Consider the following 9,571-nt stretch of genomic DNA (forward strand, 5'->3'; position numbering starts at 1 on the left):
CATGGCGATCCCAGCCGCGCCGCCACGGACCGAAGGACCGCCGCCACCGCATGAACACGCTCGTCGAACTGCTGAACTTCGCCAACTACCTGCTTCAGTTGCTGATCTGGGTGATCATCGCCCAGGCGATCCTCAGCTGGCTGGTTGCGTTCAACGTCGTCAACCTCAGCAACCGCTTCGTTGCGTCGCTGCTCTATGGTCTCGAACGGCTGCTGAACCCGCTGTTGCGGCCGATCCGCAACCTGCTGCCGGATATGGGCGGCATCGACTTTTCGCCGATGGTGCTGATCCTCGGCATCCTGCTGCTGCAACGGCTGATCGAAGGCGTCAGCCTGGATCTGCTGGCCTGATGCCCGGGCAACTGATCGACGGCAAGGCCCACGCCGCCCGCCTGCGCGCCGATATCGCACAGGCCGTGATCGCGCGGCTGGCCGCTGGCGCGCGCGCGCCGGCGCTCGCCGTTGTGCTGGTGGGCGAAGACCCGGCTAGCCAGGTCTATGTCCGCAACAAGATCGCCGCCTGCCGCGAGGCAGGCATCACCTCGATCGAGCACCGACTGGCCAGCACGCACCCGGAAAGCGCGCTGCTGGACCTGGTCAGCGCCCTGAACCGCGACCCCGAGGTAGACGGCATCCTCGTGCAGTTGCCGCTGCCACCGCATATCGACGCGCAGAAGGTGATCGCCGCAATCGCGCCCGACAAGGACGTGGATGGCTTCCACCCGGTGAATGCCGGACGGCTGGCAACCGGCCTCGACGGCTTCGTGCCCTGCACCCCGCTCGGCTGCCTAAGGCTGCTGGAATCGACGCTGGGCGATCTTTCGGGCGCCGAAGCGCTGGTGATCGGCCGCTCGAACATCGTCGGCCGGCCGATGGCGTCGCTGCTGATTTCCGCTTCGGCCACGGTAACCGTTGCGCACAGCCGCAGCCGTGATCTCGCCGCCCTGTGCAGCCGCGCCGACATCGTGGTCGCGGCCGTCGGCCGGCCGGAAATGGTGCGCGGTCACTGGCTGAAACCCGGCGCAACGGTGATCGATGTCGGCATCAACCGTGTGCCGCGCGAAAGCGGTACCGGAACCCGGCTGGTAGGGGACGTCTGCTTCACCGAGGCCGCCGAAGTTGCAGCCCATATCACCCCGGTGCCGGGCGGCGTCGGCCCGATGACCATCGCCTGCCTGCTGCAGAACACGCTGAAGGCGGCGTCGGCCGCGTGATGTTCCCGTTCGATCTGTTCATTTCGGCGCTGGTCACGCTGCTCGTCGTCATCGACCCGCCGGGTGCGGCACCGATCTTCGCCAGCCTGACCACCCGCTCGACCGACGAGGCGCGCCGGTCGATGGCGATCCGCGCGGTCGTCATCGCCTCGTCGATCCTGATCGGCTTTGCGGTCGCGGGAAAACCCTTCCTCAAGGCGCTCGGGATCAGCCTCGATGCGTTCCGGGTGGCGGGCGGCATCATGCTGTTCCTGATTGCACTGGACATGGTGTTCGAAACCCGCGTCAAACGGCGCGAGGAACGCGCCAGGGCCGTCAACGACGAGGAAGTCGAGGATGTCGCCGTGTTCCCGATGGCGATGCCGATGATCGCCGGACCGGGATCGATCGCCGCCGTCATGCTGCTTACTTCGAAGGCTGCAACGCCGATCGAAACACTGGCCGTCTATCTGGCGCTGGTGATCGTTCTGGTGCTGACGCTTGCGGCGATGCTGGCGGCGGGGCCGCTCATGCGCCGCGTCGGCGCCAAGGTCGAGGGGATGATTACGCGCCTGCTCGGGGTCATTCTGGCAGCCCTTGCGTCGCAGATCGTGATCGACGGGCTGAAAGGCGCTTTCGCCGCCTGAACCGGCGCGACGCGGAAAGGTTAATTCCGCCGCACCTGTCGGCACAGTTTACAGATTCCCGTGCGCCAACATGACGCTCCGCCTTGGCTGCGAAGGCGCGCAACAATTGGCACAATCCTTGCAAGCTCAATTTAGGCTCGACGATGCCGTCCCAGTGTCGGCTGGCGTTCGTGTCGGCTCGAGCTTGTATTCGGTTGGAGGATTGTCATGAAGTTTCTGTTGGCAGGCGCTGCCGCAGCGTTGATCGCGGCACCGGCATCGGCCGGGTTTTTCATCAACTATGAAGGCCCCGGCGTGCAGGATACGACCGCCGGCTTCACCACGTCGGGCGTGGAACGGTTCGATTCGCGCACTGGCGGCGTGCCGGCAAACTTCACCACCGATTTCGGCACCGGCGGCACGATCCAGGCCACCTACACCGGTGGGCGCATCGATGCGGCGAACGTCTTTGGTGGCGCCGGCGGCAGCGGCCAGTTCATCTCGACCTTCACTTCGCTCAATCCGATCGAGATCAACTTCACGACGACGCTCCCCGAAGGCATGACCTACTTCGGATACTGGCTGTCGGCGCTCGATCCGCAGAACTATCTTGAATTCTACAACGGCGCGACCCTGCTGGCCACGATCAACCCGTCGACCGTACTGGGTTCGATCGGCTCCTGCCCGAACGCCTATTGCGGCAACCCCAATGCGCCGTTCCTCGGCGGCAACGGCAACGAGGTCTATTCGTTCCTGAACGTCTATTTCACCGGCGGCGACACGTTCGACCGCATCAAAATCTACCAGAAAACCGGCAGCGGCGGCTATGAGTCCGACAACCACACCGTCGGTTTCTGGACGGAAACCGGCGGCGTTCCGGAACCCGCCACATGGGCGATGCTGATCGCGGGCTTCGGCCTCGTCGGCATGGCGGCCCGCCGGCGCCGGCACGCAGGCGTCACAGCCTGACCCGTTCCGCCCGATCCGGGTGAACCTGACAGGGGGCGCTGGCGGGCATCCGTCGGCGCCCCTTGCACTTTCGCGCAACCATGGTGACATTGGGCCGTAAGCCCGCCATCACCGGCCGGCGAGGAGGATCAGATGCCGTCATTTTCGCGCAGCCTTGAACAGACCCTCCATAACGCGCTGGCCGAGGCGAGCCACCGCCGCCACGAATATGCAACGCTCGAACATCTGCTGCTGGCGCTCGTCACCGATACGCACGCCTCGGTGGTGATGCGGGCCTGCGGCGTCGATCTGGATGAGCTGTCGGCGCAGGTGGTGCGCTATCTGGATACAGAACTGGGCAGTCTGAAAGCCGACAGCTCGGTTGATCCGTCGCCAACTGCCGGTTTCCAGCGTGTGGTGCAGCGCGCGATCCTGCACGTCCAGTCGTCCGGCCGCGAGGATGTGACGGGCGCGAATGTGCTGGTCGCGCTGTTTTCGGAACGCGAAAGCCACGCCGTCTATTTCCTGCAACAGCAGGACATGACCCGCCTCGATGCGGTGTCGTACATCAGCCACGGCATCGCCAAGGTGCCGGGGATGGGCGAAGCGAAACCGCCGAAAGGCGCCGAAGAACCGGTCGAACAACAGGAAGAAAAAAAGGCCGAACGCCCCAAGGCGCAGGAATCGGCGCTGAAGCAGTTCACCGTGAACCTCAACCAGAAAGCGAAAGCCGGGCGCATCGACGTGCTGATCGGCCGCGAGGCGGAAGTGGATCGCACCATCCAGATCCTCTGCCGCCGGTCGAAGAACAACCCGCTGTATGTGGGCGATCCGGGCGTCGGCAAGACGGCGATCGCCGAAGGGCTGGCGCGCAAGATCGTCGAAGGCGACGTGCCGGACGTGCTGAAGCCGGCAACCATCTACGCGCTTGATATGGGCGCGTTGCTGGCGGGAACGCGCTATCGCGGCGATTTCGAGGAACGGCTGAAGAACGTCGTTTCCGAACTGGAAAAGCTGCCGCACGCAATTTTGTTCATCGACGAAATCCACACGGTGATCGGCGCCGGGGCGACGTCTGGCGGCGCGATGGACGCGTCGAACCTGCTGAAACCGGCGCTTTCGGGCGGCACGATCCGCTGCATCGGTTCGACCACCTACAAGGAATTCCGCAACCACTTCGAAAAAGACCGGGCGCTGCTGCGGCGATTCCAGAAGATCGACGTCAATGAACCGACGGTCGAAGACACGGTGAAGATCCTTGCGGGGCTGAAACCGGCCTTCGAGAAGCACCACCGCGTGCGTTACACGCCGGATGCGATCCGCTCGGCGGTCGAACTTTCGGCGCGCTACATCAACGACCGCAAGCTGCCCGACAAGGCGATCGACGTGATCGACGAATCCGGTTCGGCGCAGATGCTGCTGCCCGAAGCCAGGCGCAAGCGCGTGATCGGCGTGAAGGAAATCGAGGCGGTGGTTGCGACCATGGCCCGAATCCCCCCGAAATCGGTTTCCAGCGACGACCGCAAGGCGCTCGAAACGCTGGAAACCGACCTGAAGCGCGTGGTGTTCGGGCAGGACCGCGCGATCGAGCTGCTGGCCAGCGCCATGAAGCTCAGCCGCGCCGGCCTGCGGGAACCGGAAAAGCCGATCGGCTGCTACCTGTTCTCGGGGCCGACAGGCGTCGGCAAGACCGAAGTCGCCCGGCAGTTGGCGCACATCATGGGTATCCCGCTTACCCGGTTCGACATGTCGGAATATATGGAGCGTCACTCGGTCAGCCGCCTGATCGGCGCGCCTCCGGGCTATGTCGGCTTCGACCAGGGCGGGCTGCTGACCGACGCCGTCGATCAGAACCCGCACAGCGTGCTGCTGCTGGATGAAATCGAAAAGGCGCACCCCGATCTGTTCAACATCCTGTTGCAGGTGATGGACAACGGCAAGCTGACCGACCACCACGGCAAGACCGTCGATTTCCGCAACACCATCCTGATCATGACCACGAACGCCGGCGCTGCCGACATGGCGCGCGAAGGCGTCGGCTTCGGCGCCGGGCCGCGCATCGGCGAGGACGAGGAAGCCGTCAGGCGGATGTTCACGCCCGAGTTCCGCAACCGGCTGGATGCGATCGTGCCGTTCGAATACCTGCCGCCGGAGATCGTTGCGCGGGTCATCGACAAGTTCATCATCCAGCTCGAACTGCAACTGGCCGAACGCGATGTCCACATCTCGCTTTCGGACGAGGCCAAGGCCTGGCTGATCGCGCGCGGCTATGACCGGCTGTATGGCGCACGTCCGCTGGCGCGGGTCATACAGGAATCGATCAAGCGCCCGCTGGCCGAGGAGCTGCTGTTCGGCAAGCTGATGAACGGCGGCGAAGTAAGGGTGCATATCCGCGACGACGCGCCAACGTTCGAAATCATCCCGGCCGCGCCCAGGCCAAAGCGGCAGCGCAAGAAGGTGGCCGCCTTGCCGCCGCCTGCTGCAAGGCCCGCAAGCCCGGAACCGGCATCGCCCGACGACGCCGATCCCGACGCCGCAGGCTGACGCGCGAACGGTTGGCGGCCCCGCCGGGATTTGCCTTTCGGGGATTTGCCTTTCCGGGATTTGCCTTTCCGGCCGAACCCGGCTAAGGGCGCGCCCTTCGCAGCCGGCACACCCTGGAGGTGCCGGGCGAAGAAAAGAACGGAGAAATGAAATGTCTGATGTGCTGACGCTTGCCGCGCAGCCACGTGACCGGGCTGGCAAGGGAGCCTCTCGGGCGATGCGGCGGGAAGGCCGGGTTCCGGCCGTGATCTACGGCAACAAGGAAGCCCCGCTGTCCATCCACGTCGAGGAAAAGCGACTGGTGCGCCTTCTGGAAACCGGGTTCTTCCTGAACTCGACCGTCGAGCTGGAAATCGACGGCAAGAAGCACCTGACGCTGCCCCGCGATGTGCAGTTCCACCCCGTGAACGACCGTCCGGTCCATGTGGATTTCCTGCGCGTCGGCGCCAACACGCTCGTCACCGTCAACGTGCCGGTCCACTTCGAGAACGAAGCCATCTCGCCGGGCCTGAAGCGCGGCGGTGTGCTGAACGTGGTCCGCCACGAATTTGAAATTCGCGTGCCGGCCAACGCCATCCCTGATTTCATCACCGTCGATGTGGCCGGTTTCGATGTAGGCGATTCGATCCACATTTCGTCGGTGAAGCTGCCGAAGAACGTGACCCCGGTGATCGAGCGCGACTTCACCATCGCCACGATCGCGGCGCCGTCCGGCCTCAAGAGCCAGGAAGCCGCCGAGGAATCGGCCGAAGGCTGACGGCATGCAGTTGTTCGCCGGGCTGGGCAATCCCGGCCCGGCTTACGCTCTCAACCGCCACAATGTGGGGTTCATGGCGGTGGACACCATCCACGCCAGTCATGGCTTCGCCCCATGGAAAGCGCGGTTTTCCGGGCTTTTTTCCGAAGGGCGGCTTGGGCAGCACAAGGTGGCGCTGCTGAAGCCCGCGACCTTCATGAACGAAAGCGGCCGGTCGGTCGGCGAGGCGCTTCGCTTCTTCAAGCTGGAGCCCGCCGCGCTGACGGTGTTTCACGACGAGCTGGACCTCGACTGTTATCGTGTGAAGGTGAAAACCGGCGGCGGCGCAGCCGGGCAGAACGGTATCCGCTCGATCATCGCCCACGTCGGCGCCGAGTTCCGCCGCGTTCGCATCGGCATCGGCCACCCCGGCCACAAGGACCGCGTTACCGGCCATGTGCTGGGCAATTTCGCACGCGCCGACGAAGATCGCCTGGCCCTGATGCTGGGCGCTATCGCCGACCTCGCGCCGCTGCTGGCCGACGGCGACGATGCGCGCTTCATGAATGACTTCGCCCTGAGGGCACAGGAGGACTGAGATGGGTTTCCGCTGCGGTATCGTCGGCCTGCCGAACGTCGGCAAATCGACGCTCTTCAACGCGCTTACCGAAACTGCGGCGGCGCAGGCGGCGAACTATCCTTTCTGCACCATCGAGCCGAACGTCGGCAACGTCGGCGTGCCGGACCCCCGCATCGAGCAACTGGCCCGAATCGCCGGATCGCAGAAGATCATCCCCACCCAACTGGGCTTCGTGGACATCGCGGGGCTGGTGCGCGGCGCATCAAAGGGTGAAGGACTGGGCAACCAGTTTCTCGCCAATATCCGCGAGGTGGATGCGATCGTGCATGTGCTGCGCTGCTTCGAAGACGGAGACATCACCCACGTCGAGGGCAGGATCGATCCCGTAGCCGACGCCGAAACCGTCGAGACGGAGCTGATGCTCGCCGACCTCGAAAGTCTCGAACGCCGGGTGCCGAACCTGCAGAAAAAGGGACAGGGCGGCGACAAGGAAGCAAAGACCGCTGCGACAGCCCTCAGCCGTGCGCTCGACCTGCTGCGCGACGGCAAACCGGCGCGCCTTGCCGAAGCCGCCGACCCCGACGAAGCCCGCCACCTTGCGCAGGCGCAGTTGCTGACGGCGAAGCCCGTTCTCTATGTCTGCAACGTCGACGAAGCCTCGGCCGCAACCGGCAACGCCTTCAGCAACGCCGTTGCCGCCATGGCCGCACGCCAGGGCGCAGGCGCCGTGGTGATTTCAGCCGCGATCGAAGCCGAAATCGCCGCCATGCCCACCGAAGACCGTTCGGACTATCTCGAATCGCTCGGCCTGCATGAAACCGGCCTCGCCCGCATCATCCGGGCGGGCTATGACCTGCTGCACCTGATTACCTTTTTCACCGTCGGCCCGAAGGAAGCGCGCGCCTGGACGGTCGAAAAGGGCGCAACCGCGCCGCAGGCCGCAGGCGTCATCCACACCGACTTTGAAAAAGGCTTCATCCGCGCCGAAACCATCGCCTGCGACGACTTCATCACCCACAACGGCGAAGCCGGCGCACGCGAAGTCGGCCGCCTGCGGGCCGAAGGCAAGGGCTATGTCGTGCAGGATGGCGATGTGATGCACTTCCTGCACAGCAACTAGGCAAGCAGGCTACCCTTGGCGCAGACGACCGACTAGAACAGGTTCATGGCGTCCGCAGACAGGGCAATGGCACTCCGCTCCGAACTCGAAGCCTCGCTGTTGCGGCTGTCGATCGGCGGGACTGCGGCGATGGCCGCCGTTGGTGTGCTGCTGGGGCTGGTATCCAGCTCGATGGCGATCCTGTTCGATGGATTGTTCGCCGCAGTCGACGCCCTGATCACCTGGCTGATGCTGATCGTCGCCCGGCTGGTTGCGCAGGAAAGCAACCAGAAGTTCCAGTATGGCTACTGGAACCTCGAACCATTGGTGGTTGCGTTGAAGGCGGGCGTGATGATGACGCTGGTCGTGTTCGGGTTTCTGGGCGGCGTCCAGAGCGTGCGCGCAGGTGGGCACATCCCCGAGCTTGGCCCGGCGATCGGCTATTCGGTGCTGATCGTCTGCCTGTGCGCAGGCACATGGTTCTGGATGTGGCGGCAGAACCAGCGTCTGGAATCCGCGCTGATCGCGCTGGACATGAAGGCGTGGGCAATGTCGGGGCTGATGACGGTCGCGCTGCTGCTGGCCTTCGTCGCCGCCGTTGCGATGCGTGGAACCCGGCTCGAACATTGGGTGCCCTATATCGACCCGGCGATCGTTGCCCTGCTGTCGCTGGCGATCCTGCCGCTGCCCTGGCACGATGCAAAAACCGCCTTCCGCGACATATTCGGCATGGTCCCCGAAGAGCTGGACGCCCGCGTGCACCAGGTGATGGATGCGTTCGTCGCACGGCATGGCTTCGTCGGCTACCAAAGCTATGTGACCGCAACCGGACGCGCGAAATTCATCGAAATCTCGGTGCTGGCGCAACCCGGCACTGCCCCGCGCACGATCGAGCATTTCGACGAATTGCGTGCGGAAATCGGCGACAATATCGGCGACGCCGGGCCGGATCGCTGGCTGACCATCGTGTTCACCGCCGACACCGACCAGCTATAGCCGCAGTTCCTGTGCGCCCGGCAGCGGCAAAGGCTGGTGCGTTGCCGCCATCACCAGGCCACCCGCTGCGCGATGGCTGGCAATGGCAGCCAGCAGCCGTGCTTCGGATGCGCTATCCAGCGCGTTCGCCGGTTCGTCCAGCAGCCAGAGGTCGGCGCCGCTGGCAATGGTGCGCGCAATCGCCACCCGCTGCCGCTGCCCCGACGACAACTGCCCGCAACGGAATTCCAGCAGCGGCTGCACCGCCATCGCCTCGGTGGCGGCCGCCAGCACATCGCCGGACGCGCCGTCCAGCCCTGCCCAGAACGCCAGTTCCGCCGCAACGGGCCGGTCGGGTTTCAGCGCCTGCTCGGAAGCAAGCAGCGCCGTCTGGAACGGGTTGTGCAATTCTCCGGCGTCAGGGGCAAGCAACCCCGCAACCAGCCGCAGCAGCGAGGATTTCCCCGCCCCGTTCCGCCCTGTCACAAGCAGCGCGCCGCCTGCCTGCACGGTGAACGACAGCCCCTCGAACAGCAGCCGGTTTCCGCGCACCAGCGCGACATCGCTGGCGCTTAGCGCCACACTGTCCGATTTCAGCATGGCAGGGGGCCTTGCCATTGGCGCGCGTGTCGCCTAAGCCGCGCCCCACGTCGGAGCGTAGCGCAGCCTGGTAGCGCATCAGACTGGGGGTCTGGGGGTCGCAGGTTCGAATCCTGTCGCTCCGACCATTTCCATTGCATTGGAAACCTGTGCGGGCAGGGTCGGCGGTGCCGATCCTGCCGCCCATGCCGCCGTGCGCCGGTGGCGGGCCGGTTCATCCGGCCTGGCTGGCGCGATGCGCCTTCGCCAATTCCACATATCCGGCAGCGCC

General features: G+C 65.0%; 10 protein-coding genes and 1 tRNA gene. 10 read left to right on the forward strand and 1 reads right to left on the reverse strand.

What is annotated here, in order from left to right:
- The 9 genes from AC16JP_RS00020 to AC16JP_RS00060 form a co-directional block, all read left to right on the forward strand.
- Positions 1-350: YggT family protein (locus AC16JP_RS00020; RefSeq protein WP_484338549.1), on the forward strand; the 350-nt coding region annotated here is incomplete at its 5' end.
- Positions 350-1,213, forward strand: a complete 864-nt coding sequence (gene folD, locus AC16JP_RS00025; protein WP_484338550.1) for a bifunctional methylenetetrahydrofolate dehydrogenase/methenyltetrahydrofolate cyclohydrolase FolD — start codon at positions 350-352, stop codon at positions 1,211-1,213. The genes AC16JP_RS00020 and folD, both read left to right, overlap by 1 nt.
- Positions 1,213-1,839, forward strand: coding sequence for a MarC family protein (locus tag AC16JP_RS00030; RefSeq protein ID WP_484338558.1), 627 nt, complete (start codon positions 1,213-1,215; stop codon positions 1,837-1,839). The genes folD and AC16JP_RS00030 overlap by 1 nt, the downstream gene beginning before the upstream one ends.
- A 207-nt stretch (positions 1,840-2,046) precedes the next feature.
- Complete coding sequence (locus AC16JP_RS00035) at positions 2,047-2,787, forward strand: Npun_F0296 family exosortase-dependent surface protein (RefSeq protein WP_484338551.1); 741 nt, start codon at positions 2,047-2,049, stop codon at positions 2,785-2,787.
- Between the two features lie 132 nt (positions 2,788-2,919).
- Positions 2,920-5,310: an ATP-dependent Clp protease ATP-binding subunit ClpA gene (clpA, locus tag AC16JP_RS00040; protein ID WP_484338552.1), complete on the forward strand. Its 2,391-nt coding sequence runs from the start codon at positions 2,920-2,922 to the stop codon at positions 5,308-5,310.
- Positions 5,311-5,461: 151 nt separating this feature from the next.
- Complete coding sequence (locus tag AC16JP_RS00045) at positions 5,462-6,067, forward strand: 50S ribosomal protein L25/general stress protein Ctc (RefSeq protein WP_484338553.1); 606 nt, start codon at positions 5,462-5,464, stop codon at positions 6,065-6,067.
- A gap of 4 nt (positions 6,068-6,071) precedes the next feature.
- Positions 6,072-6,644, forward strand: a complete 573-nt coding sequence (gene pth, locus AC16JP_RS00050; protein ID WP_484338554.1) for an aminoacyl-tRNA hydrolase — start codon at positions 6,072-6,074, stop codon at positions 6,642-6,644.
- A gap of 1 nt (position 6,645) precedes the next feature.
- Positions 6,646-7,746, forward strand: coding sequence for a redox-regulated ATPase YchF (ychF, locus tag AC16JP_RS00055; protein WP_484338555.1), 1,101 nt, complete (start codon positions 6,646-6,648; stop codon positions 7,744-7,746).
- A 66-nt stretch (positions 7,747-7,812) separates the two neighbouring features.
- Positions 7,813-8,721 carry a cation diffusion facilitator family transporter gene (locus AC16JP_RS00060; RefSeq protein ID WP_484338556.1) on the forward strand — a complete coding sequence of 303 codons (909 nt, stop codon included), beginning with the start codon at positions 7,813-7,815 and terminating at the stop codon, positions 8,719-8,721.
- On the opposite strand, the gene ccmA is transcribed toward AC16JP_RS00060, so the two are convergent.
- Entirely contained in the window at positions 8,716-9,300 is a 585-nt protein-coding gene (ccmA, locus tag AC16JP_RS00065; RefSeq protein ID WP_484338557.1) for a heme ABC exporter ATP-binding protein CcmA, read from the reverse strand. The genes AC16JP_RS00060 and ccmA overlap by 6 nt on opposite strands.
- Before the next feature lie 51 nt (positions 9,301-9,351).
- On the opposite strand from ccmA, the gene AC16JP_RS00070 reads away from it, so the two are divergent.
- A tRNA-Pro gene (locus tag AC16JP_RS00070) sits at positions 9,352-9,428 on the forward strand.
- The last annotated feature ends 143 nt before the right edge of the window (positions 9,429-9,571 follow it).

The organism is Sandaracinobacteroides sp. (genome assembly GCF_057137845.1).